Origin of the sequence: Agromyces sp. NBRC 114283 (assembly GCF_030268405.1) — a bacterium.
GTDB lineage: Bacteria > Actinomycetota > Actinomycetes > Actinomycetales > Microbacteriaceae > Agromyces > Agromyces mediolanus.
The window spans coordinates 2987404-3010461 of sequence record NZ_BSQP01000001.1; the positions used below are offsets into that span (position 1 = coordinate 2987404).

At 67.4% G+C, this 23058-nt stretch carries 19 protein-coding genes; 12 read left to right on the forward strand and 7 right to left on the reverse strand.

The genetic code is table 11. The features are described 5' to 3' along the window. Positions 1-20: 20 nt before the first annotated feature. A complete protein-coding gene (locus QSJ60_RS14400; protein ID WP_285464030.1) occupies positions 21-1466 on the reverse strand; it encodes a LicD family protein in 1446 nt (481 codons plus the stop codon). Positions 1467-1603: 137 nt separating this feature from the next. Here QSJ60_RS14400 and QSJ60_RS14405 point away from each other — a divergent pair, with 137 nt between their 5' ends. The 3 genes from QSJ60_RS14405 to QSJ60_RS14415 are packed head-to-tail and all read left to right on the forward strand — an operon-like array spanning position 1604 to position 3922. Continuing rightward, positions 1604-2476, forward strand: a complete 873-nt coding sequence (locus QSJ60_RS14405; protein ID WP_285464032.1) for an ABC transporter permease — start codon at positions 1604-1606, stop codon at positions 2474-2476. Further along, positions 2460-3203, forward strand: coding sequence for an ABC transporter ATP-binding protein (locus QSJ60_RS14410; protein WP_229781795.1), 744 nt, complete (start codon positions 2460-2462; stop codon positions 3201-3203). Before QSJ60_RS14405 ends, QSJ60_RS14410 begins: the two co-directional genes overlap by 17 nt. A 14-nt stretch (positions 3204-3217) precedes the next feature. Beyond that, entirely contained in the window at positions 3218-3922 is a 705-nt protein-coding gene (locus QSJ60_RS14415; RefSeq protein WP_285465337.1) for a class I SAM-dependent methyltransferase, read from the forward strand. Between the two features lie 13 nt (positions 3923-3935). Here the strand turns inward: QSJ60_RS14415 and QSJ60_RS14420 are convergent, their stop codons facing one another. The 3 genes from QSJ60_RS14420 to QSJ60_RS14430 are packed head-to-tail and all read right to left on the reverse strand — an operon-like array spanning position 3936 to position 6153. Continuing rightward, on the reverse strand, positions 3936-5021 hold the full coding sequence (locus QSJ60_RS14420) for a glycosyltransferase family 4 protein (RefSeq protein WP_285464033.1): 1086 nt from the start codon (positions 5019-5021) through the stop codon (positions 3936-3938). After that, entirely contained in the window at positions 5018-5419 is a 402-nt protein-coding gene (locus QSJ60_RS14425) for a DUF2304 domain-containing protein (protein ID WP_189086279.1), read from the reverse strand. Before QSJ60_RS14425 ends, QSJ60_RS14420 begins: the two co-directional genes overlap by 4 nt. Continuing rightward, positions 5416-6153, reverse strand: coding sequence for a glycosyltransferase family 2 protein (locus QSJ60_RS14430; RefSeq protein WP_189086278.1), 738 nt, complete (start codon positions 6151-6153; stop codon positions 5416-5418). Before QSJ60_RS14430 ends, QSJ60_RS14425 begins: the two co-directional genes overlap by 4 nt. Positions 6154-6269: 116 nt before the next feature. Between QSJ60_RS14430 and QSJ60_RS14435 the strand changes: the two genes are divergently transcribed. Genes QSJ60_RS14435 through QSJ60_RS14450 form a run of 4 tightly spaced genes read left to right on the forward strand, consistent with a single transcriptional unit; the run spans position 6270 to position 10777 of the window. Then, complete coding sequence (locus QSJ60_RS14435; protein ID WP_285464035.1) at positions 6270-7361, forward strand: polysaccharide biosynthesis C-terminal domain-containing protein; 1092 nt, start codon at positions 6270-6272, stop codon at positions 7359-7361. After that, positions 7358-8503 (forward strand): non-hydrolyzing UDP-N-acetylglucosamine 2-epimerase, encoded by a 1146-nt coding sequence (gene wecB / locus QSJ60_RS14440; RefSeq protein WP_285464036.1) that lies wholly within the window; start codon positions 7358-7360, stop codon positions 8501-8503. Before QSJ60_RS14435 ends, wecB begins: the two co-directional genes overlap by 4 nt. Positions 8504-8506: 3 nt before the next feature. Continuing rightward, the gene (locus QSJ60_RS14445) at positions 8507-9694 is read left to right on the forward strand and encodes a glycosyltransferase (RefSeq protein WP_285464037.1); all 1188 of its coding nucleotides are present in this window, start codon (positions 8507-8509) and stop codon (positions 9692-9694) included. Positions 9695-9745: 51 nt separating this feature from the next. Further along, positions 9746-10777: a polysaccharide biosynthesis protein gene (locus tag QSJ60_RS14450; protein WP_285464038.1), complete on the forward strand. Its 1032-nt coding sequence runs from the start codon at positions 9746-9748 to the stop codon at positions 10775-10777. Between the two features lie 71 nt (positions 10778-10848). On the opposite strand, the gene QSJ60_RS14455 is transcribed toward QSJ60_RS14450, so the two are convergent. After that, the gene (locus QSJ60_RS14455) at positions 10849-12096 is read right to left on the reverse strand and encodes a hypothetical protein (protein WP_285464040.1); all 1248 of its coding nucleotides are present in this window, start codon (positions 12094-12096) and stop codon (positions 10849-10851) included. Between the two features lie 19 nt (positions 12097-12115). Then, a complete protein-coding gene (locus QSJ60_RS14460; protein WP_285464041.1) occupies positions 12116-14404 on the reverse strand; it encodes a DUF6541 family protein in 2289 nt (762 codons plus the stop codon). Here QSJ60_RS14460 and QSJ60_RS14465 point away from each other — a divergent pair. From QSJ60_RS14465 to QSJ60_RS14475, 3 genes are all read left to right on the forward strand, one after another. Next, on the forward strand, positions 14348-15475 hold the full coding sequence (locus QSJ60_RS14465) for a hypothetical protein (protein ID WP_285464042.1): 1128 nt from the start codon (positions 14348-14350) through the stop codon (positions 15473-15475). The genes QSJ60_RS14460 and QSJ60_RS14465 overlap by 57 nt on opposite strands. Before the next feature lie 65 nt (positions 15476-15540). Then, the gene (locus tag QSJ60_RS14470) at positions 15541-16527 is read left to right on the forward strand and encodes a glycosyltransferase family 2 protein (RefSeq protein ID WP_189086273.1); all 987 of its coding nucleotides are present in this window, start codon (positions 15541-15543) and stop codon (positions 16525-16527) included. Further along, a complete protein-coding gene (locus QSJ60_RS14475) occupies positions 16520-16960 on the forward strand; it encodes a GtrA family protein (protein WP_189086272.1) in 441 nt (146 codons plus the stop codon). Before QSJ60_RS14470 ends, QSJ60_RS14475 begins: the two co-directional genes overlap by 8 nt. 54 nt (positions 16961-17014) lie before the next feature. Here the strand turns inward: QSJ60_RS14475 and QSJ60_RS14480 are convergent, their stop codons facing one another. Beyond that, positions 17015-19627: an LGFP repeat-containing protein gene (locus tag QSJ60_RS14480; protein ID WP_285464047.1), complete on the reverse strand. Its 2613-nt coding sequence runs from the start codon at positions 19625-19627 to the stop codon at positions 17015-17017. Between the two features lie 192 nt (positions 19628-19819). On the opposite strand from QSJ60_RS14480, the gene glf reads away from it, so the two are divergent. Continuing rightward, entirely contained in the window at positions 19820-20983 is a 1164-nt protein-coding gene (gene glf, locus QSJ60_RS14485) for a UDP-galactopyranose mutase (RefSeq protein WP_189086270.1), read from the forward strand. Between the two features lie 36 nt (positions 20984-21019). Beyond that, a complete protein-coding gene (locus QSJ60_RS14490; RefSeq protein WP_285464050.1) occupies positions 21020-23056 on the forward strand; it encodes a glycosyltransferase in 2037 nt (678 codons plus the stop codon). Positions 23057-23058: the final 2 nt, after the last annotated feature.

Here is a 23058-nt window from a genome sequence, read left to right on the forward strand (position 1 = left end):
CATTCGGCCGATCGCACGTCTCATCGCGTGTCCTTCCCTTTCGGCCGGAGAATCCGGCTGTCGACGTTTTCGTCATTGCGCCGCTCCACTGCAGCGCGATCCGTCGCGATTCCGTCGAGCACCTGTGCGTTCGCCGGGTCTCGCTCCGCGAGCACCACGACCCCACCGCCGCTGACGACGGCATCGACCAGCAGGCGAGCATTCGTGAGCCCGTCGTCCGAAAGGTCCGAGAGGACGTCGCTCAGCACGACGGTCGCCCCGCTCCCGGCCAGCTCGACCCCGAACTCGAGCACCTGGCGCCGGTCGTACAGGTTGAGAGAGCGGGTGGGCACTCCGGCCGCTCGCTGGATCGCGAGTGCTTCGAGCGCATAGTCGAGCGCCACCGCCGTGCCGCTTCGGCGGATGAGCGCGGAGGTGAGCCCCGACGTACCTGCGCCGACGTCGTACACGGGACCGCCCAGCTGCCGGAGCAGGGCAAGCAGCCGGCGGTCCGGTTCCGCGATCGCGGCGCCGCGGAAGACGGACTCCCAGTAATCGCGCCGATGGTTGAATGAGCCGAACCAGGCGTCGAACCGTCGACGAGTGCTCAACGGTGTATCGAACCGGAACCCCGGGTCCGGCTCGCGCCACCCCGGCCCGTAACAGAGCGCGAGCCATGCGTCCGGGGAGGCGGGCGCGGGGAAGAGCCGCCCCTCGAGGTTCGTCGTGCCCAGGGGAAGGATCGCCTCTCGGCGCATCGTGCCACGCATGGCGAACGGCTGGTGGTACTCGCCGTCGCGGAAGTACCCGGTGAAGATGTCCAGATAGAAGCGAGGCGCGGATGGCTCCTCCGCCCCGAAGTAGAGCTGAAGGTGCGCTCCACTGTGCCGGACGACCGTGTAGCCGAGCTCGAGCAGCGCCCGTTCCATCCGATAGCTGAGCAGGTTGAGGTCTGCGGGGTGCCCGGTCGGTGCGACGAACCCGAAGTCGATGTCGTCGTCGTGCGCGAGCAGGACGCCGCCGCGAAGCGCCCCGAGGAGCGAGCCGCTGCAGAGGAAGAGGTCGATCCCGGCGCCGCGGACGTCCTCGACGAGCCGGCTCGCATGGTCGAGCAGACGCGCGGCGAATCCGGACGCGCGCCCCTCGATGGCGACCGCGAGATCCCCCCATTTGTTCACCGACAGCCGCTGACCGTGCTGGTCGGTCAGCTCGGGCCCGCCGTCGTCGTCGGAGAACCGGGCCTCCACCGCGGCGCCCGGCGCGCCACCGTTCGATGGCCGGACCTCGACCTGCGCCTGCCCTCGCAAGCGCTGCGCGAGCGCCGACGGCCAATCGAAACGCTGGCCCGCACCAGCAGCATCCCTCACGGGATCGACGACGACCGACCAGACGCGATGGCCGTCGATGAGCACGTCGAAGCTGCCGCCGGGGGCCCCGGGCTCGATCACGACTCGGATCGACTGTGCGTCCGCGTCGATGCGTCGCACAACTGGAACGGTGAAGGGCAGGGGTCTCTTCGCTTTCGATCGCGTGCGGGGGCACGTGCCGCCATTCTTCCATGATCGGACGCGCCTTGCGCGCCCGGGTGACGGATTGGCGCGCCAGCCCAAGTACAATCGTGCGAGTGACGAGATCGACCCCGGCCGAGGACCTGAGCGGCTTCAGCGTTCCCGGTGCCGGCCGAGGAATCCTGGACGTCTTCCGGTATCGCTACCTGCTTCGCCTCCTCATTCGTAAAGGGACGCAGACGCGCTACCACGGTTCGGTGCTCGGCTGGACCTGGTCGTATGTGAAGCCCGCCGCGCAGTTCGCGATCTTCTACGTGGTGCTCGGCGTCTTCCTCGACCTCAATCGGGGCATCGAGGGCTTCCCGATCTACCTGTTCTCGGGGATCATCGTCATCAACCTCTTCAACGAGGCTTTCGGCAACGCGACGAAATCGATCGTCAACAACGCACCGCTGGTGAAGAAGATCTATCTGCCTCGCGAGCTCTTCCCGGTCGCCGATGTGTTCATCGCGTTCGTCCACTTCCTGCCTCAGCTCGCGATTCTCCTCGTGGTCGTCCTCTTGAACGGGTGGGCACCGACGGCGGTGCAGATCGCGGGGGTCTTCGTCGCACTGATCCTGGTCCTGGTGCTCGCGCTCGGACTCGGCCTCCTCTTCGGATCGGTGAACGTCTCATTCCGCGACGCCCAGAACGTCGTCGAGATCATCCTGCTCTTCTCGACCTGGTCGGCTCCGGTGCTCTACTCCTTCACGCTCGTCCGGGACAAACTCCCCCAGTGGCTGTTCGAGCTCTACATGGCGAACCCTCTGACCAGCGCCGTCGAGCTGTTCCACTCCGCGTTCTGGTACCCGACCACGGTCACCTCGCCGGAGCGTCCTGAGAATCTGTGGCTGCTCGCAACAGTCGGGATGGTCATCGCGGCGCTCTTCCTCCTCATCGGTCAGCTCGTCTTCAGGAAGTTCGAGGGTCGGTTTGCGCAAGATCTCTGAACAGCCGCGCATCATCGTCGACGGTGTCAGCAAGCGCTTCACGCTGAATCACACTCAGTCCTTCAAAGAGCTCTTCATCGCCTGGATCAAGCGCAAGCCCACTCGATCGACATTCCAGGCTCTCACCGACGTGGACATCCGCATCGGCGAGGGCGAATCGGTCGCATTGCTCGGTCTGAACGGCTCCGGCAAGTCGACCACCCTGAAGCTCATCTCGGGTGTCCTGCGACCGGATCAGGGGCGCGTGCTCACCAGGGGACGCGTCGCAGGCCTGATCGAAGTCGGGGCCGGGTTCCACCCGGATCTGACCGGACGCGACAACGTGTATCTCAACGCTGCCATCCTCGGAATGTCGAAGCCAGAGATCGACGAGCGGTTCGACGACATCGTCGCGTTCTCGGAGATCGGCGAGTTCATCGACACGGAGGTGAAGCACTATTCTTCGGGCATGTTCGTTCGGCTCGCCTTCTCGGTCGCGATCCACGCGGAACTCGACATCCTGCTCGTGGACGAGGTCCTCGCCGTGGGCGACGCACCGTTCCGCGAGAAGTGCAAGCAGAAGATCCGAGAGCTCTCGGCGCAGCGCAAGACGATGCTCGTCGTGAGCCACGACATCGGTATGGTCAAGCAGCTCTGCGAACGGGGCATCGTGCTGCGGCGCGGCGAGATCACCTTCGACGGGCCGATCGACGAGGCCGCGCGCCAGCTGGAGCAGAGCAGCCGCTGAGCGGCGTGGTCCGCATGGTCGACGGGTATCTCGATTGGAAGGGCTGGAGCCAGGACAGCTTCGGCGCGCCCAGGCGCGGCGACGACGCCTACTACCGGCGTGAAGTGCGAGAGGCGGCCCGGATCCGGCGACCGCTCGATGTGCTCGAGATCGGCTTCGGCAACGGCGAGTTCCTCGGGTTCGGCCGTCGGCGCGGCTGGCGGATGAACGGCACCGAGCTGCTTCCAGAGCTCGTGGACGCGGCGAACGCGGACGGGTTCTCGGCGCACGCCGCCGACGCCTTGCCCGCCCTTCCGGACGAGAGCTTCGACCTCGTCGCCGCCTTCGACGTCTTCGAGCACATCCCGCCCGAGCTGAGCGTCGAGTTCCTTGGGCTGCTCGCGGACAAGGTTCGCCGCGACGGCTTGATCGTGCTGCGATTCCCCAATGCCGACAGTTGGATCGGCAACCCGTTCCAGTACGGCGACGTCACTCATGTGAACGCGATCGGCATCCTCAAGATGGAGTACTACGCCAGACGGTGCGGCCTCGTGATCGAGCGAGTCCGTGGAGGGACCCGACGCGGCTTCCGGACGTCGTTGATCCACGGGCTGCACCTGATCACGGCCGGTGTCGCGATCCGGATCGGCGCCGGCGTCGCGAAAGCCATGTTCTTCCCCGGGCTGCGGGTCGTGCTCTCGTCGTCGAGCGTGGTCGTCGTACTGCGCCGCGCGTCGTGACGCGTGCCCGCTTCTAGCGTGCGGCGGCGTGCCCGCGGTACGCGGGCAGATGAGCCGCGACGCACGCGTCCCAGCTGAAGCTGGACGCGCGGCTTACCCCTCGAGCGGCCAGCTCCTCCGAACGGCGGATCGCACGCTCGACACCCTCGGCGATCGAGACCGGATCGGTCGGATCGAAGAGTTCGGCCGCATCCCCGCAGATCTCCGGCAACGAGGCTCGGTCGGATGCCGCGACCGGGCATCCGGACGCCATCGCCTCGAGCACCGGGAGACCGAACCCCTCGTAGAGACTCGGGAATACGACAGCGCTCGCGGTGCGGTAGAGCTCGGCGAGCCTCGCCTCCGTCACATGTCCCAGCACCTCGACGCCCTCGGGCAGCGGATGGAGCTTCGCAGTGTCTCCGCCGGTCAGGACGAGGCGGAGCTCCGGGCGGCGCTCGCGCAGCAGGCGGAAGGCCTCGAACAACCGCGCATGATTCTTGTGCGCCCACGCACGGGCCGGGTAGTAGATGAAGGGTTCACGAGCGCCGAAGTTCGGCGCGAATCGCTCGGCGTCGACACCCAGGTACGCGACGTGGATCCGATCGAGCGGCACCCCGAGGTGATGGTGAATGCGCTCCTTCGTGAACTCGCTGACCGTCACGACCGCGTCGGCGCGCTGCGCAGCGCGGTCGTAGGCGAATCTGCGGAAGAGCCGTTCGGCGGGGCTGAACAGCGCAGGCAGATCGCGGTGCTGCATGTCGGCGAGCGTGACCACGCTCCGTCGTGCACCGGCACCCGGCAACGGGATCGTCAGCGGATAGTGGACGACGGCGGCCTCGTCAATGGTGCGGCGGACACTTCGACCGGCGAACCAGACCCCGAGCATGCTGAGGAGCCGGGGCACCGTGCCCGAGCGCGCCTGCACTCTGAGCACCCGTTCGGCAAGCCCAGCGTTCCACCCTCGCGCGCCTCGGGGCAGCAGGACCTCCGCCTGGGCGGATTCGAGCAGGGGAAGCCGCGCGCAGAGCTCCTTCGCGTAGACCTCGCCGCCACCGTGATTCCCGGGGGCGAGGGTGAGCATCGAGAGCGTGACGAGCACAGGGGGCTCAGCGCTCATCGAGCGCCCTCAGCGCGGCCGCCGTTCCTGCCGTCCTCGGCGGCGTCGAGAGCTGCCTCGAGCCGCTGGATACGCTCGTTCTGCATGGCGACGTGCTCGGCGAGCGTCCTGGTCTTGTTCTCGACCACGGTGAGTTCCGAGCTGTGCTGAAGGCAGATCATCACCAGGATCGCGATACTGACGAAGAAGACGAGGTTCGTCGGCTGGCCGACGCCGAGCAGTTTCGCAGCCCAGTCGAGGAGTCCGGGGAACAGGCCGACGACGAGTGCGAGCACCCCGGCGATCAGCCACCACAGTGCGTGTCGCTCCCGCAAGCGACGGCGGCGCAGCATCTCGACGACGAGCAGGAAGACCGCCAGGGCCGCGACGACCCCGAACAGATAGCTGACCGGGCTCACGGGGTGGCCGTCCCGACTCGGAGGGTGGACTTCGGGCGGATCAGCGCGAAGATGAGCGCGATACCGGCACGACCGAGGTAGACGGTGGACTTCCACGGGTTGTGCGAAGGCGTTCCGCCCGTTCGCACCCGCATCTCCACCGGGACCTGGCGGACGACGCAGCCGCTGCGCCCAGCGATCACGAGGGCCTCGATGGTGTCACCGAGGTACTCAGCCGGATAGTGCGCCGCGAACAGCCGCACCGCTTTCGGACCCGACGCACGGAATCCCGACGTCGTATCGGTGAGCTTCGCTCGAGCGACGCGGCTCAGCACGACCGCCAGCACCCGCATCGCCCACTTCCTCGGCCCACGCACCTCATAGTCGCCGACGCCGGCGAACCTCGCCCCCATGACCACATCGGCCGTCTCGAGTTCGTCGAGCAGGGCGGGGACCGCCGCCGGATCATGCTGGCCGTCGGCGTCGATCTGCACCACGTTGTCGAAGCCGTTCGCGAGCGCGTAGCGGAACCCGAGTCGCATCGCGCCTCCGACGCCGAGGTTGAACGGGAGGCGAAGGACCTCGGCGCCCGCAGCAGCCGCAGCCTGCGCAGTGCGATCGCTCGACCCGTCGTCGATGACGACGCAGCGGACCCCGGGGAGCACCGCCTCGATCTCACGGACGACCTTCGCAACGGAGGCTTCTTCGTTGAACGCAGGGAGCACGATCAACGTACGGTTCAGAGCTGCGTTCACGGAGCCGATCCTACCAACTCCCATCCCGCCGGATCGCCGACGGCCAGGCGGGACACGCAAGCCGAGAGGGTACAGTGATCTCTCGGATCGCCCGCGCGGACAGTGATTGGAACGATATGGCGAAGATCGCGCTCACCGGAGCGAAAGGCTTTCTCGGCTGGCATGTCCGGTGCGCGGCCGCATCGGCCGGCATCGAGACGATTCCCATTCCCCTGGGCGACGGCTTCGACCTCTCGTCAGCCGCTGCGGCCCTCTCGGATTCCGATGAAGTGATCCACCTCGCCGGTGTGAATCGCGGGAGCGACGAGGAGGTCGAGTTCGGCAACGAGCGCTTCGCGCGCCAGCTCGCAGAGGCGATTGCCCGTGCCGAGAACAGGCCTGCGCGGCTCGTCGTCGCGAACTCGATCCAGGCAGGTTCGCCGACCCCCTACGGACGGGGCAAGGCGCTCGCGTCCGGCATCCTCTCGGAAGCAGCTGATCGCTCAGGGATCGGCTTCCGCTCGGTTCTCCTCCCGAACTTGTTCGGCGAGCACGGCCGACCTTTCTACAACTCCGTTGTTGCGACCTTCGCGCATCAGCTCGCCGTCGGCGAGGAGCCCCGGGTCGATGGCGATCGTGCACTGACGCTACTGCACGCGCAGGACGCCGCGGACGTCCTGCTCGGCACCAGCGACGCGTCGCAGCACGAGACGGTGGCGACGGTGCGCGAGGTCCTCGATGAGCTGCGGAGCATCGCGTCCGCGTACGCGGACGGAACGATTCCCGATCTCTCGAGCCCGTTCCGCCGAGACCTCTTCAACACGTATCGCGCGGCCTCGTTCGATGCCCGCCCGACCATCCCGCTCCAGCGCCACGCCGATGCGCGGGGCTCGTTCTTCGAACTCGTCCGAGTGGCCGGCGGCGGGGGGCAGTCCTCCTTCTCGACGACTGTGCCGGGAGTGACGCGGGGCGAGCACTACCACCGGCGCAAGATCGAGCGCTTCATCGTGCTCTCCGGCGAAGCGACCATCTCGATGCGGCGACTCTTCCACGACGAGGTCGTCGAGTTCCATGTCCGAGGAGACGAGCCCACAGCGGTCGACATGCCGACCATGTGGTCGCACGACATCACGAACACCGGGGCGGAGGCGCTCTACACCGCGTTCTGGATCAACGAAGTGTTCGATCCCAGCAACCCCGACACCTACGCGGAGAAAGTACAGCCATGAATGCAGCCAAGCTGAAAGTCCTGACCGTCGTCGGAACCCGCCCGGAGATCATCCGGCTCGCCGCGACGATCGACCGCCTCGACCGATCGACCGAGCATGTGCTCGTGCACACCGGGCAGAACTACGACTACGAGCTCAACGAGGTCTTCTTCGAGGACCTCGGCCTTCGCCGGCCCGATCACTTCTTGAACGCCGACACGAGTTCGCTCGGCACAGTGCTCGGAACCGTGCTGAGCGGCATCGAACGTGTGCTGATCGAGGAACGCCCCGATGCCATGGTGGTGCTCGGCGACACGAACAGCTGCATCTCCGCGCTCATGGCCCGCCGGCTGAAGGTCCCCGTGTACCACATGGAGGCCGGCAACCGCTGCTTCGACGAAAACGTGCCGGAGGAGGTGAACCGCAAGCTCGTCGATCACGTGTCCGACTACAACCTGGTCTATACGGAGCACGCACGCCGCAACCTGCTCGGCGAAGGAATCCACCCGTCCAGGATCCTGCTCACGGGATCACCGATGCGCGAGGTGCTCGAGCGCAACGCCGAGGCGATCGATGCGAGCGAGGTGCTCGACCGGATGTCGCTCGAAGAACGCGGATACTTCCTGGTGAGCCTTCACCGCGAGGAGAACGTGGACGATCCGGCGCGCCTCGAAGCGGTCCTCAACTCGCTGCTCGCCGTCCGGCAGCAGTACGGACTGCCCGTGCTGGTGTCGACCCACCCTCGCACGCGCAAGCGCCTCGAAGCTCAGCCGGACGAGCTGAAGGAGGGCATCGTCTTCCACCCGCCGTTCGGCTTCCACGACTACGTGCGACTGCAGAAATCGGCGAAGCTCGTGCTCTCAGACAGCGGCACCATCAGCGAAGAGTCCTCCATCCTCGGGTTCCCGGCGATCTCCGTCAGGGATGCGATCGAACGCCCGGAGGCGATCGACACGGGAGTGACCATCACGTCCGGAACCTCGAGCGAGGACGTCCTCGGCGCCATCGCTCTCACGCTCGAGGAGTTCGACCAGGACGGCCCGGCCGCGACTCCGTGGGAGTACGACATCGACGACACCTCCCGCAGAGTCGTGAACTTCATCCGATCGACCGCGAAGACGCATCACCGCCGTGCCGGCATCCGGATGCCGGCGGTCAACTGAGCGATGCGCATCCTCTTCGTCCACGAGGTCAACTATCGCGAGAAGGTGATCTTCGAGATGCACGAGTTCCCGGAGCTGCTCGCGCTCCGGGGGCATGAGGTGTCCTTCTATCACTTCCCAGAGGCGAGCGGCGAGCGCAGCGCACCATCGCTCCGGACGACACGAGAGCGCGTGCGAGGACGCGTGCACCCCGACGCGAATCTGGAGCTCATCACGCCGCCCCACCTCGGAGGCGGCGGCCTCGATCGGTACCTCGCACCGGTCATCGACGTACCCGGGCTCCGTCGTGAGATCCGAGACGGCGGCTACGACGTCATCGTGCTCTACGCCGTGCCGACCACCGGGTGGCAGACCGTGGCATTCGCGAAGCGGTTCGGCGTCCCCGTGGTGTTCCGCGCACTCGACGTCTCCCACCTCATCCGACGCACCCCCGTCGCCCCCCTCATCCGGCGGGCCGAGCACTACGTGTACCGCAACGCCTCGTTGCTCTCCGCCAACAACCCCGCTATGGCCGACTATTGCGTGGAGGCCTCCGGTCGGACCGGTCCGACGCAGGTCGACCTGCCGCCGGTCGACCTGAGCCACTTCGCCGATGAGGGGGTTCGGATCGATCGCAGCACCATCGGGCTCCGCGAAGACGACGAAGTGCTCCTCTACATGGGAACCTTCTTCGAGTTCTCCGGCCTGGACACCGTGCTCGAGGCGCTCGTGCCCGAGTTCGCACGACGGCCACGGCTCAGAGTCGTCCTGGTCGGCGGAGGCGAGCTCGAGCCCGAACTTCGACGCATCGTCGAGCGGGAGAGCCTCGGCGACCGGGTCGTCTTCACCGGGGTCGTCCCGTACGCGCAGCTTCCCGGCTATCTGCGGCTCGCCGACGTGGCGATCAACCCGTTCCGACCGGAGCTCGTGACGCACGTCGCGCTCCCTCACAAGGTTCTCCAGTACATGGCAGCGGGCGTCCCCGTCGTCTCCACGGCGCTCCACGGCATCGTCGGCATCCTCGGCGACGACGCCGGCGTGACCTGGGCGGCGGAACCGGCCGCGGTCGCCGCCGAGGCGCTGGCGCTGCTCGACACCCCGGCGGAACATCGCCGGGGCATCGTCGAGCGCCAGCGCGATACCGCGCTGCGCACCTTCTCGGAGGCCGCATCGGTCAGCGGCTTCGAGGAGACGCTCCGGTCCATCGACTAGCATGGCGAGGTCGATGTCAGCACACACGAGCCGCAGGGTATGGAAAGGCGCATGACGCACAGGCAGATCAAAGACTCCACGGTGACCATCACCGGCGGCACCGGCTCCTTCGGATCGACGATGGCGAAGTTCGTCCTCGCCGAGGGCGCCGCTGAGGTTCGCATCTTCAGCCGCGACGAAGCCAAGCAGGACGCGATGCGCCACGCGCTCAACGACTCGCGGCTCCGCTTCCACATCGGAGACGTCCGCAACGAGCGGAGCGTCGACCAGGTCGTGCGCGGCACCGACCTCGTGTTCCACGCGGCGGCCCTCAAGCAGGTTCCGTCGTGCGAGTTCTTCCCGCTCGAGGCGGTGGCGACGAACGTGCAGGGCAGTGCGAACGTGCTGCACGCTTCGATCGAGCACGGTGTGAAGTCAGTCGTTTGTCTGAGCACCGACAAGGCCGTCTACCCGATCAACGCGATGGGGATGAGCAAGGCGCTCATGGAGAAGACGGCGATGTCGATCGCGAGGAACAACCTGGACTCCGACACGGTCATCTCCGTGACCCGATACGGCAACGTCATGTACTCGCGCGGCTCTGTGATCCCGCTCTTCGTCTCGCAGCTCGAGGCGGGTCGGCCGTTGACGGTGACTGATCCGAACATGACCCGCTTCCTCATGTCCCTCGCCGAGTCGGTCGACCTCGTCCGCTACGCGTTCAGCGAGGCCTCACCCGGCGATCTCTTCGTGCGGAAGGCTCCGGCGAGCACCGTCGAGACGCTCCTCCGAGCCGTTTCCCGGCTGCTCGGCTACGGTGAGCCGGAAGTCCAGGTGATCGGCTCCCGGCACGGTGAGAAGCTCTACGAGTCGCTCCTGAGTTCCGAGGAGCGTGCCCTCGCCGAGGACCGCGGCGGGTACTTCCGAGTCCCGCTCGACAGCCGCACGCTCGACTACAAGCCGTTCGTCGATGAAGGAACGAGGCTTGCCGCGGGTGACGATGACGCCTACACCTCGCACAGCACGCAGCGTCTCGACGTTGCGGGTGTCGAGGAGTTGCTGCTCCAGCTCCCCGAGATCCAGGCGATCCTCGCGCACCGCTGAGCGGTGATCGAAGCCCCGGCGCCGAAGGCGCCGGGGCTTCGTCGTCTCCGCGGGGACGGGACCGCGAGTCGCTAGCGGCTGTCCCGTCGGCGCCCTCCGACCACACCGACGACGTGCACGATGATGGCCGCGAGCGGGGCGATGAGCATCGCGAGCAGACTCCGAGGGATGAGCTCGAGTGGCAGGACGAGCACGATGACCGTGACGACTGCAGCGAGAACCCAGCCGAGGGTGTAGATCGCGTGCCTCGACTCGGCGAGTGCGAGTGGACCGCTCAGGCAGAGCACCCCGAGGAGTCCGGAGGCGAGCACGAGGCCTGCGGCCACCAGCGGCGTGATCTCATACGCGGGCCAAAGCAGCGAGAAGGCCCATGGAGCGAAGAACCAGGCGCCCACCGCAAGCAGGAGGGCCGCGGCAAGCACGACCGCGCTCCCGGTGGCGAAGAGTCGGATCGCGTCTCGTGGACGCGCGCTGAATCGCACGATGAAGTAGCTCTGCAACGACATGACGACCACGACGAGCGGGGCGCGCACGATGTTGATGGCGAAGAGCAGGCTGCCGAGGCGCCCCGGGTCCGCGGATCCGGAGGTCATCGTGAGCAGCAGCGGGAATCCGCTCACGAGCAGTCCTGTGGCGATCGAGGCGACCACGGTCCTCGAGGAGTTCCACGCGAGACGGCCGAGCCCGACGTCGAGCGTGGAACTCCCGACCAGCCGCGAGCGGAACGTCCACCAGAGGATCGCCAGGGTGAGCGGGAACGGGAGGACGACCGCCCAGGCGAGCATCTCGAACGAGCCGCCTGCGAGTAGCGCGAGCCCGATTCCCGCGAGTCGAAGCAGCCCGTCGAGGCCGATCATGCCGGCGATCGCCAGCCAGAGGCGATGCCCGTAGAGGAGCCCGCAGACGACTGCGACGAACACGTAGCCAGCCGCGCCGAAGGCGATCGGCACGGCAAAGCCGATCACCGAGGATTCCGCCACCGCCCGTGTCCAGAGCGGCGACGTGCCGACGACGGCGACCGCGACGACGGCCGCCGCGATCAACGCGAAACGGCCGGCGATCGCGCGCGGCCCGGGCCCGGCGCTGACGTTGGCACTGGCGCTGGCGCTAGAGGCGCGCGTGACCTCCTGCTGGATGCCGGAAAGCGCCGCGATGACCAGGTAGAGAGCCGACCAGAAGGCGCCGAACACCAGGTACTGGTCGGGACTCTTCGCCGCCGCCACGACGGCCGTCGCGAGGTACCCGCTCCCACCGGCGACGGCGGTCGCGACAAGGATCAGCGGCGCCCCCGACAGCATCGAACGTAGGCGCGCGATCATCGTGACCTCGCCGCCATCGTCACCCGCACGCGGTGACGCGATAGAGCCGCGCGGCGCCCACCTCGTCGACCAGCTCGACGGCATCCGAATCCTCGAGGTCTTCGAAGCCGACGAAGATGTGCGTGCCGCCGTGCACCTCCTGCGGGCCGAAGTCGAGGATGTACCAGGCGTTCTCGCGCTTCAGCGCGCTGCACACCTCCGGTCGGGCATCAGCGTCGCGGAGGCCGTCCATGATCAGCTGCACGTCCTGGTCGCGGTCGCCGTAGATCGCCGGCATCAGCGCCCGGTACCCGCTGATCGCGTACACGAGCGATGTGCCGGTCCAGGGGCTCCCGACGACCACCGAGTCCTCGGGGAGCTCGCCCCGGATCTCTTCGAGCAGTTCGAGCTCATCCGTCGAGAGCAGCAGCGACTCGTCGGTCATGGCGTAGCTCGCCTCGGCATTCTCCGTGGCTTCGGCCATCGGCGCGCTCCACTGCGTGCCGAGCACGAGCAGAGCCGCCGCCGCGGCCGGGACCGCGATCCGGAATCCGCGCGCCGTGTTCCGGCGCGCGATCAATGCGAGCACGGTCGTGACGAGCCATGCGGCTCCGGCCGCTGCAATCGGCAGCGCCAGCACCGGGATCAACGACGCGAGCCGGTTCGAGTCGTTGTACCAGGTTCCGGTGAGCCCGTAGCGGAAGTAGCTGGCGGGCAGACCCGCGCTGATCACGTACAACCCGACGGCGAAGAGATACGAAAGAAGGAGCCAGCGCTGGTTCTTCCGTCTCCAGATCGCCCAGAGGCCGGCGATCGTCAGCCCGGTGATGACGAGATCGACGGGGTAGCCCACCGTCGAGTTCGTGAAGCCGGCGAACACCGATCGGAGGAACGACTCGCGCGGCCCCCAGAACGCGGCCTCACTGGTGGGCCGGGCCTTGATCAGCAGCACCGCCGCCGCGGCGACGCCGACCACGAGGATGACCGACGTGAGGACGTATCGCCAAGCGGCGGCATGCTCGGCGCGCAGCCGGCGATAGTGACGGAACACGGCGACGCCGACCGGCGCGGCGGAGAACGCGATCAGCGCCATCAGCGTGCTCGGGTGGGCGAGCGAAAGCCCCGGGAGCGTCGCCGCGAGGCCGAGCCACGCTGCCGGCACAGACATCGGAACCGCGTCGTCGAGGCGGCAACTCGCGACGACGAAAGCGAGCGCGGCGGGCAGGAGCGCGATGGACAGGACGTTCGGGTAGAGCACGCCGAAGTCGAGCATGAGGTAGGGGAACGCAGCGAACCCCGCGGCGAGCACCCCCGCTGCAAGGAGACCGAACCGGTTCGCTCCGAGCACGACCCGCGTCAGGAGGAGGACTCCGAGCGGCCAGACCGCAGCGACGATCACCAGATTCACCGCGTTCACCGCGACGGGAATGGTCGCTCCGGTCAACTGGACCACGAGGGCCGTGATCGCATGCCAGGCAGCCGGGTAGAAGGATCCGGCGCCGTCGAAGGCGTAGGTCAGACTGCCGAGGCGCAGCGGGGACGCGTCACCCGTCTCGACGATGTACTGCACCGCGTTCAGATGGAAGATGTTGTCGAACGTCTGGGAGACGTCGCCCGGCTGCCCGACCATGACCGTGAAGCGCGCGGTGAGCAGCACGGCAGCGACGACGGCCGCGGTCGGAACGGCCCAGCCCGCCCCGGCGGGCTTCGTGGGCGCGGCGCCGCTCCGCGAGATCCAGATCCGGCGGGCGGCATACGCCGCGAGCGCCAGGACGGCGGTGACCGCGGCGACGGGGAGCACTCCCCATTTGAAACCGATCACGTGCCCGGCGAGGCTGGTCACCGCGACGACGGAGACGCCGGCCGCAGGAACGAATCCTGCGAACGCGATCCCGCGGAGCCCGAGTGCAGCGGCGACGAGCGCACCCGGAACACCGAGCACGAGGACGCTGACGAGCACCGCCGGGACTATCGCGAGCCACTCAGCCACGTCAGCCGTCTCCTTCTCGTCCGGTATCTCGGCCGCCACCGCGTTCGGCCTGTACGAGTATCGCAGACGCGTTGCTGTGACCACGCCGAACGTCGCCGAGCGGCGCGACGAAGGGGTGCGCGGGCCGGAGCCAGCCGACCCGGCCGGATAGGCTCGAGTCCTCCCCTCGTTCCCATGCACTGGAGGCCCCCCTCGATGACGTCGCCCACCGACGCGTCCCCTGCACGCACGCGACTCGCCAGATTCGCGAACTCGCCGTGGACCCAATCGTTCGCGATCGCCGTGCTGTGGCAGCTCACGCTGACCGTTATCGGTACCCTCATCGACGCGTCGACGCATGGCCGCGCGGCCTCAGTCGGGCTGCTCGGGCACACGGAGCGCTGGGACGCCCTCTGGTTCGAGGGGATCATCGACAACGGGTACGGCGCTGAGCCCGCATCGGTGGCGTTCTACCCGGCGTTCCCGCTCCTGATCTCGATCCTGCGCATCGTCACCGGCGGGCAGGTCGGCGTGCTCGTCCTCGGGCTGGTCCTGAACACCGTCGCCCTCGGCTTCGCGATCCGCGCGCTCCTCGTGATCGCCGAGCGGCTCGGCTTCACCGCTTCCAACCGATGGACCCCTGCGGCGATGCTGCTCACGGCTCCCCCGGCACTGTTCTGTCACGTCTTCTACTCGGAATCCGTGTTTCTCGCCTTCGCGGCCTGGGCCTACGCCTTCGCCCTGCGGCGACAATGGGCGCTCATGGGGCTCATGCTCGTCGGCGTCACCGCATCTCGGCTACCGGGTCTGCTGATGCTCGCCCTGTGCGGACTGGAGTTCTGGCGCTCGAAGGGCTGGAGTCTTCGTGGCCTGCTCGATTGGCGGATCCTGTGGCTGCCGTTCGGACTGCTCGGATTCGGGGCCTATGCAGTGCACATGTGGGCGGTGTTCGGGGACCCGCTCGCAATGATCAACAACGTCCGGACCAGCGGGGCTTGGCCATACCACGTGCTCCAGCCGAATGTGCTGCTCACGCTCGCCGACCAATCCGCCGATGTCATCCGTGCCGTGTTCGGCATCGATGGCGCCGTACTCACCCCCGAGGTCCTCCACTACCAGGCGATCCCGCTCATCTCCCTTCTCGTCCTCGCCGTCTCGGCGGTGTTCCTCGCCGTGGTCTGGCGCCGCGACTCCATCCCTCTGGTCGTCTTCTCCGCTCTCGCGATCGTCATGTACACGCTGAACAGCAACGTCATCTCGGTGCACCGCTACGTCTTCGTCTGCTTCACGATCTACGTCGCAGGCGCCGCGCTGGTGCAACGATTCCCGAAGTGGCGCCCGCTCGTCGCCTGGGTGATGTATCTCGGAGTCTTCGCGCAAGGCTGGTGGTACTACATCTGGATCACCCATCCGACCCTGCTCACCTCATGAGTGCGCCCAGCGCGTAGGCTGTCGTTCGGCCGCGCCTCGGCCGGAATGGATGGAGCACCGCTGTAATGACCGAACGCAAGAAGATCGCCTACGTGTTCCCGATCTACAACGAGCGCGGGAACATCGAGGTCCTCTATCGGACGTTGGTCGAGGAGCTCAAGCGAATCGAGAGCCGCTACACCTTCGAGTTCGTCTTCGTCGACGACGGCAGCAAAGACGACTCGCTGGAGCTGCTGCTCGAACTGCGCGAGCAGGATCCGCGAGTGACCGTGCTCTCCTTCGCCCGGAACTACGGGCATCAGATGGCGGTCACCGCCGGCATCGACTACGCCGAGGCCGATGCCGTTGTGATCATGGACTCCGATCTCCAGGATCCCCCCGCAGTCAGCATCCAGCTCATCGAGCGGTGGGAGAGCGGCGCCGACGTCGTATACGCCCAGCGCCGCACCAGGAAGGACACCGCCTTCAAGCGCACGACGGCGCACGCCTTCTACTGGGCGCTCAGCAAGCTCGCCTCGATCGAGATCCCGCGCAACACCGGTGACTTCCGGCTGCTGGACCGACGGGTGGTGGCGGAACTGCGCAAGTATCGCGAGCACAACCGGTTCCTCCGCGGCCTCGTCAGCTACGTCGGTTTCCGTCAGGAGGCGGTGCTCTTCGATCGGGACGCGCGACTGAGCGGTGAGACCGGATATCCACTGCGCAAGATGATGAAGTTCGCCGCCGACGGCATCCTCGGCTTCTCCACCGTTCCGCTCCAACTCATCAGCCGCGTCGGACTGGCGATCTCGGCGCTCGCGTTCCTGGGGATCATCTACTCGGTGACCGTCCGTCTCGTGGCACCGGAGACCACGGTGCCAGGCTGGGCGTTCGTGACGGTCGCGATGTTCCTGCTCGGCGGCATCCAGCTGACCATGCTGGGCGTCCTCGGCAGTTACGTCGGCCGGATCTACGTCGAGGTCCAACACCGACCGCTCTACAGCTTCGCGCTCGTCGCTGGGGGCACCGAGGGCCGCGACGACCGGACCGAAACCGTGCGGCGCATTGGCTGACCGCGGCGGACTCTTCCGACGCACCGAAGTCCGCTTCGTAGCAGTCGGAATCGCCAATACCCTCGTCGACCTCGTCAGCTACACCGTGCTGCGGTCTTGGCACGTCGACGTGCTGCTCGCGAACTTCATCGCGACGTCGCTCGGGATGTGCCTCTCGTTCGTGCTCAACCGCAGCTTCACGTTCCGCTCAACGGGTGGCAGCCGAAGCGAGGTCGCGCGGCAGATCACCGGCTTCGTGATCGTGACCGGATTCGGGCTCTGGGTCATCCAGCCACTCGTGATCTTCGGTTCGACCTGGCTCTTCGAGGCCTTCGGCCTTCGAATCGTGCCGCCGCTCGATCTGCTCCCGAAGCTCTGCGCCATCTGTGTAGGGCTGGTGTGGAACTACGTGCTCTACGCGAAGCTCGTGTTCCGCCGACCGCGCCGCGGCTGAGTCGCGCGCAGACCCGCCGGGTGGCGTAAACGCACCCGCGTCGATCGATCCCCGTCAGCGACGGACGATACGGGCCCCCGCGCTATCGACGATGATCGATCCACGTTCGAAGTCCTGTCGCCATTCCCGACCGCTCCACCACTCGTTCCCCGTCGGCCAGCCGAGGCTTCCCCCCGCGCCGCCGTCACCGGCGTATGCCGTCGCGATCGCCCCCTGTACGACGAACACCCGGCCGCCGCGCGCGTAGTACGATCCGCCCACGAACACCTGACTGAATCCGCCGCCGACGACCGTGGCGTCCGAGACCGGCCACTTCACCTGCGAGTCGGACCCGCCTGCGGCCGCATAGGCGCGAAGGATGTCCCCGCCGACCAGCGCCGTCCCGGCCGGCGAATTGTGCACGGTGCCGTTGTCGAACTCCTGGATCCAACCACCCGGGCGCGCTCGCTCGGCGGAGACCGGCCAACCGGCCGCACCCGCCTGCTCACCGGCACCCGCGTAGTACGTCCCGATGTCGCCCCAGACCACGATCGGCGCCCGACCGTCTTTCGCGTAGACCGTGCCACCGGTAAAGGACTGCCGCCATCCGCCGTCGACCTTCGTCTCCGCGCCGGACGGCCAGCCGAGCCGGCCCTGCACTCCGCCGTTGGCGTCGTGGTAGCCGCGAATCGCCCCCATGACCGCGTAGACGCCGGCCGGGCTGGAGTACAGCACACCGCTCGAGAACGTCTGCGCCCAGCCGATGCCGGACTGGCGCTCCTGCGAGGTCGGCACACCGAACTTCGACGCGACGTCCCCCGCTGCCAGGTAGCCGCGGCCGAGATCACCCTGGACGACGAAGGCTCGCGCGGAGGTCACGTAGACGATTCCTCCGACGAACCGCTGCCGGACTCCGCCGGTCACCTTGGCTTCTGCCTCGGTCGGCATGCCGAGTGCAGAACTCGCCCCGCCGACGCGCGCGTACTCCCGGTAGACGGCGCCGGCGACGGCGACATCGGGGTTCGTGGAGAGTTGCCCGTTCTGGAACGACTGCGAGACACGTGCGTCTTTCGTCACGGCATCGCTCGTCGGCCAGCCGAGGGACCCGGTCGGCCCGCCGGCCGCCTGGTACTGAGGGCCGAGTGCGTTCGGGACGGCGCGGGTGCCGACCGACGACGAGTACAGGATCCCCTGCTCGAACGACTGAGTCCAGCCGGTGCCGAGCCTGGCTTCGTTGGAACTGGGCCATCCGAGAGCCGACGCCTCGGCACCGGCGCGGACGTAGTACGCACCGAGGTCGCCCTTCACCACGCGGTCAACGCTCTTGCGAACCACGATCGCGCCGCTCGTGAACTTCTGGCTCCAGTCGGACCCGACACTGCGCTCGTCCTCCGTCGGCCAGCCGAGACCGCCTGCAGCTCCGCCCGCCGCGTCGAAGCGCTTCTGGATCGTCCCCGTGATGACGAAGGTGCCCGCCGTCGACGAGGCGATCACCCCGCCCTGGAACCTCTGCAGCCATCCGCCGGAGCCCCAGGCCTCGTCCCCCGTGGGGAAGCCGAGCCGCCCCTGCTGAGCACCAACTGACAGGTACTTCTTCGCGATCTCGCCCCGCACGGCCTTGACCGTGCTCCCGGTCACGAGGATGCGGCCGCGTTCGAACGCTTGATACCAGTTCCCGTTCCCGAGCGAGACCTGCTGCTCGACAGGCCAGCCGAGGCCGTCGGCCTGTTCTCCGACACCGCGGTAGTAGTCGCGCATCAGCCCGCGAACGGCGAACACGGGCGTCCCGACGCGTGTGAAGAGCGTGCCGCCGCTGAAGCGCTGCTTCCAGCCGCCGTCGACCACCATCTCGTTCGAGGTGGGGGCGCCGAGGAAGCCTTCCGGCCCGCCGTTCGCCCGATAGAACTCGGCGAAGGCGCCCTTGACCGTGTAGCCGGTGGAACCGAACCAGTCGGTGAAGATCCGCCAGAAGTTCCGGTTGCCGTACGCGGAGCACGAGTCGCCCACACCGTAGAGATTGTCGAGGGCGGCCTGGTTGGGACGGTACGGCGTGTACAGGTAGAGTCCGGCGGTCGCCTGATTCTCGATGAACACCTGCGAGCTTCCGCAGGAGGCGTTCGGATGCCACTGGATCGTGTTGTTCCGCCCGGCCCGATAGGCGCGATCGGGGCGCGCCTGGTACTTCTTGAACTGCCACGCCGCGTGGTACACCTGGTTGAAGAACCCGTAGTAGTTGGTATCGCAGTCGGAGGTGTCGGGGCATCCGTACCCGGTCGCCGAGCGGTACTGCCGCGATGACGGCCAGGTATCGGTGATGAGGCTCTGCTCCTTCTCGAGCAGCACGATCAGCGCCCGGGGGTTGATCCCGCAGACGTTCGCGACGCGCCAGATGATCTCGGCGGCCGACTGCCACCCGCCCGGGTAGGCGGCGCACCCCTCGCTCTTCGCGCTCTGAGATGCGGTCGACTGCGCGTAGTCCTTGAGGCAGGTGTATCCGGAACGGCAGGAAGGCACGCGCGCGTTGAGGAACGCCTGGATATCGCCGACCGACATCGTGCTGCTGTCGTAGAACACTTCGTCGCTGATGATCATGCCCGCGTTGAAGTCAGAGCCGCTGGCCGCGACCGCGGGCGCCGTCACCGCCCCGAGACCCGTCAATCCGGCAGCCACCATGATGATGGCAGTCACCGCCGCCCACAGCTTCGCCACCCGATGCATCGCTCCCCGACTTTCGCGTTGCTTCACGGGCGCACCCCGTTTGGCGCCCCTTTCGGAGCATAGTATCCCGCCAAGGGGGATCAGCTATCCTAGGACGTCGGCCGGCGCGCTGGAAAGCGCGAAACATTGCCAGCTGCTACACCTGGAAACCGGAGGAAGTGCATGACTGTGGATCTCGTCGTCGTCGGATCGGGGTTCTTCGGCCTCACCATCGCCGAGCGGGTCGCGAACGAGCTCGGCCGAAAGGTCCTCGTCATCGACCGGCGCAGCCACATCGGCGGCAACGCCTACAGCGCGGCGGATCCAGAGACGGGCATCGAGGTCCACGAGTACGGAGCGCACCTCTTCCACACCTCGAACCGGCCGGTCTGGGAGTACGTGAATCGGTTCACCGCGTTCACCTCCTACCAGCATCGCGTGTACACCACCCATCGCGGCGAGGTCTACCCGCTGCCGATCAACCTCGGCACGATCAACCAGTTCTTCCGGGCCGCGCACTCCCCGGAGTCCGCGCGCCAGCTCATCGCCGGACAGGCCGCAGAGTTCACGACCGCCGATGCCGCGAACCTCGAGGAGAAGGCGATCTCGTTGATCGGCCGTCCCCTCTACGAGGCGTTCATCCGCGACTACACGGCGAAGCAGTGGCAGACCGACCCGACCGAGCTGCCCGCCGATGTGATCAGTCGCCTTCCGGTCCGCTACACCTACGACAACCGCTACTTCAACGACACGTACGAGGGACTCCCCGTCGACGGCTACACGGCCTGGCTCGAGCGGATGGCCGATCACCCGAACATCGAGATCCGTCTCGGCGTCGACTTCTTCGACGATTCGCAGGACGTCAGCAAGAGCCGCGTGGTGGGCCAGGTGCCCGTGATCTACACGGGACCGGTCGACCGCTACTTCGACTACTCGGGCGGGGAGCTCTCGTGGCGCACGCTCGACTTCGAGCGCGAGGTCCTGCCGATCGGTGACTTCCAGGGCACCTCGGTCATGAACTACGCGGATTCGGACGTCCCATACACGCGCATCCACGAGTTCCGCCATTTCCATCCGGAACGGGACTACCCCACCGACAAGACCGTCGTCATGCGCGAGTTCTCTCGCTTCGCGACCCGCCAGGACGAGCCGTACTACCCCGTCAACACGCCGAGCGACCGAGCCGCGCTCCTGGGCTACCGGGAGTTGCAGCAGGGGGAGCCCGACGTCCTCTTCGGCGGTCGCCTCGGCACCTACAAGTACCTCGACATGCACATGGCGATCGGCTCCGCGCTCTCGATGTACGAGAACCGCGTGAAGCCGCTCCTCAGCCCCGTCGCGCTCTGACGCCGACCGATCGATCACGAGAACGAACTGCAGATCATGTCCAATCAGACACTCAGCAAGGTCTTCTTCCCGACTGCCGGCGACCCCGACGTCGTCCCGCTCTACCTCGACGCGGACGAGTGGACCGAGGTGCGCGAGGAGCGCCGACCGATCGCCGAGGCCGTCCGGCATCGGCGGGGTCCGGTGCCGAACGAGGTGCACTCGACGCCGCTCCGAATCTCGCATGTGAACGCGACCGGGTACATCACCGGCCGCAGGAGCCTCAGGATCCCCGCCAACGAACGGGTGTCGCTCGGCACCTACTTCAACGCGTTCCCGGCGAGCTACTGGCAGCGATGGACCACGCTCGATCGCGTCGTGCTCCGCGTCGTCACCCGTGGCAGGGGGGACGTCACGGTGTACCGGTCCAACGCGCGCGGCGTCGTGCAGACGGTCGACTCGGCTTCCCTGAGCGGCGACGGACGGCACACCTTCGAACTTCCCCTCGGAAAATTCATCGACGGCGGCTGGTACTGGTTCGACCTGACGGCGAGCGATGAGGACTTCGAACTCATCGAAGCCGACTGGGCGGCACCCGAGGGCGTCGCGCCGAACCGGGACGGCCGGATCACCGTGTCGATCACCACGTTGAACCGCACCGCATACTGCCTCGAGCTCCTCGCGGCGATCGCCGGCGACGCGGACGCGCTCGAAGGGATCGACCAGATCCTCGTCGTCGATCAGGGCACCCAGCTCCTCCGCGATGCGCAGGGCTTCGAATCCGTCGAGGCGTCCCTCGACGGACGCCTGCGCGTCATCGAGCAGGCGAACGTCGGCGGCTCGGGCGGGTTCTCCCGCGGAATGCTCGAAACACTCGACGCCGGCACCTCCGACTACGTGCTGCTGCTGGACGACGACGTCGCGGTGGAACCCGAATCGATCCGGCGGATGCGGTCGTTCGCGAGCTACACCGCCGAGCCGACCATCGTCGGCGGGCACATGTTCGACATGTACGACAAGACGAAGCTGCACGCGTACGCGGAGCGCGTGGACCGCTGGAGCTTCATGTGGGGCCCCATCACGCCGGATCGCCACGACTTCACCTCCTCCAACCTGCGCCAGACGAAGTGGATGCATCGACGCTTCGACGTCGACTACAACGGCTGGTGGATGAGCCTCATCCCGGTCCCGATCATCCGGGAGATCGGGCTCTCGCTGCCGGTGTTCATCAAGTGGGACGACGCGGAGTTCTCCCTTCGCGCGGCGTCCCGCGGGTACTCGACCGTGACGATGCCGGGCGCCGCGATCTGGCACGTCTCGTGGGTGGACAAGGATGACAGCCGAGACTGGCAGGCGTTCTTCCACGCGCGGAACCGGCTGATCGCCGCCATGCTGCACTCCCCTCACCGACGCGGCGGTCGACTGCCGGTCAGCAACCTGGCGAGCGATGTCCGGCACGTGCTGACGCTCGACTACTACGCGGTCGCCCTCCGGCAGCTCGCGTACGAGAGCGTGCTCCGGGGCCCGGAAGCGCTGCACGGCGAGATGAAGACGCGTCTGCCGCAACTGCGCGCCCTCGCCCCACGGTTCCGTGAGACGGAGCTGCACCGCAACCCGGAGGATGTGGAGCATTTCCCGCAGACCGCCTACTTCGGGGATGACCCTGCGGCGGACGGCTCGAAGCCGAGCGGACTCTCCGCGTACCGCTTCGTCGTCCGCGAGGTCTGGTCCCACTGGTTCGACAAGTCGGATGCCGGCGCGTCCCCGTCCGTGCATCTCCCCCACGGGACGCCGTGGTGGAAGCTGACGGCGCTTCGGAACTTCGCGCAGAGCAACGCGGAGGGGTCGGGGTTCGCGTGGCACGTCCACGATCGTAAGAAGTTCCGCAAGCTCCTCGTCTCGAGCGTCCGCTACGGCCTCCGCATCCGGCGGCAGTGGCCCGAGCTCTCCGGCCGGTATCGCGAGCAGTTGTGGGATCTGACCTCGATCGCCCGTTGGCGGGACTCCCTCGGCGTCACGCCGGGAGGGAGTGCCGTCGAGGCGGCCCCGGTCACCCCGGTTCCGGAGGACGCCGCAACTCCCCGTACGCGCTGATC

Excerpts from the sequence above, each read along its gene's own strand:
- QSJ60_RS14415 (WP_285465337.1), top strand. The coding sequence starts at position 3,218 with ATGGTCGACGGGTATCTCGATTGGAAGGGCTGGAGCCAGGACAGCTTC.
- QSJ60_RS14420 (WP_285464033.1), bottom strand. The coding sequence starts at position 5,021 with ATGAGCGCTGAGCCCCCTGTGCTCGTCACGCTCTCGATGCTCACCCTC.
- QSJ60_RS14435 (WP_285464035.1), top strand. The coding sequence starts at position 6,270 with ATGGCGAAGATCGCGCTCACCGGAGCGAAAGGCTTTCTCGGCTGGCAT.
- wecB (WP_285464036.1), top strand. The coding sequence starts at position 7,358 with ATGAATGCAGCCAAGCTGAAAGTCCTGACCGTCGTCGGAACCCGCCCG.
- QSJ60_RS14445 (WP_285464037.1), top strand. The coding sequence starts at position 8,507 with ATGCGCATCCTCTTCGTCCACGAGGTCAACTATCGCGAGAAGGTGATC.
- QSJ60_RS14450 (WP_285464038.1), top strand. The coding sequence starts at position 9,746 with ATGACGCACAGGCAGATCAAAGACTCCACGGTGACCATCACCGGCGGC.
- QSJ60_RS14455 (WP_285464040.1), bottom strand. The coding sequence starts at position 12,096 with ATGATCGCGCGCCTACGTTCGATGCTGTCGGGGGCGCCGCTGATCCTT.
- QSJ60_RS14460 (WP_285464041.1), bottom strand. The coding sequence starts at position 14,404 with ATGCGTCGACGCGTCGATGAGGGTACCGATAACGGTCAGCGTGAGCTG.
- QSJ60_RS14470 (WP_189086273.1), top strand. The coding sequence starts at position 15,541 with ATGACCGAACGCAAGAAGATCGCCTACGTGTTCCCGATCTACAACGAG.
- glf (WP_189086270.1), top strand. The coding sequence starts at position 19,820 with ATGACTGTGGATCTCGTCGTCGTCGGATCGGGGTTCTTCGGCCTCACC.
- QSJ60_RS14490 (WP_285464050.1), top strand. The coding sequence starts at position 21,020 with ATGTCCAATCAGACACTCAGCAAGGTCTTCTTCCCGACTGCCGGCGAC.